At 61.1% G+C, this 622-nt stretch carries 1 protein-coding gene; it reads right to left on the bottom strand.

What is annotated here, in order from left to right; all coding sequences use genetic code 11:
- Positions 1–216: 216 nt before the first annotated feature.
- The coding region (locus ACTIMO_RS17190) for a hypothetical protein (RefSeq protein ID WP_448183208.1) at positions 217–622 on the bottom strand (406 nt) is incomplete at its 5' end.

The raw sequence follows: 622 nt of genomic DNA, 5'->3' as shown, positions 1-622 counted from the left end.
ATTTGGCCTTGCGTAATGCGCGCTGCTTCGCGCGGCGTTGCTGCCGGGTCGGCTGTGATGCGGGAAGGGGTCGCGTAAGAGGCCGGCCAAGAAGGCCACCATTCCAATCGGTCACGCCGCCATGCAGAAAGACATAGTAGTCGTCGTACATCGGAGCCCGAAAATCCTCATCCCACATTGGGTGACCGAGGATCATCCTGATCGGCTCTTTTGACATCACTCCCCCTCCGCCAGCAGCGTGTCGATCATCGCCTGCCACGTCTTCGCGCCAGCGTCGCGCAGCCTTTCCTCGCCAGCCCAGGCCGACCAGTCGAAGCTGGCCTCGATCATCCTGTCGCTCGGCTCCCGGATCGCGGCGAGGACGGCTCGCGCAATTCTTTTGGCATCGTCGGGATGCAGGAAAACGTCGCCTATCTCGTTCATCACCGCTTCGGTCGCGCGTTCGATGGGGCTTGGCTCGCTCATCAATCCTGTTCCTTCTTCGCCCAGCATTGCTGCCATACCAGATTCGCCGTGCGGCATTAGCCGCCTCATCTGAACCGGACCATCGGCCAAGTCCCACGCCTGAACCACCGCATCCTCAATTTCGACCGCCTGCTGGTCGGTATCCTCGAATTCGATG

This window comes from Arthrobacter sp. CP30, assembly GCF_053470025.1.
This window is presented reverse-complemented; position numbering and strand designations above follow the sequence as displayed.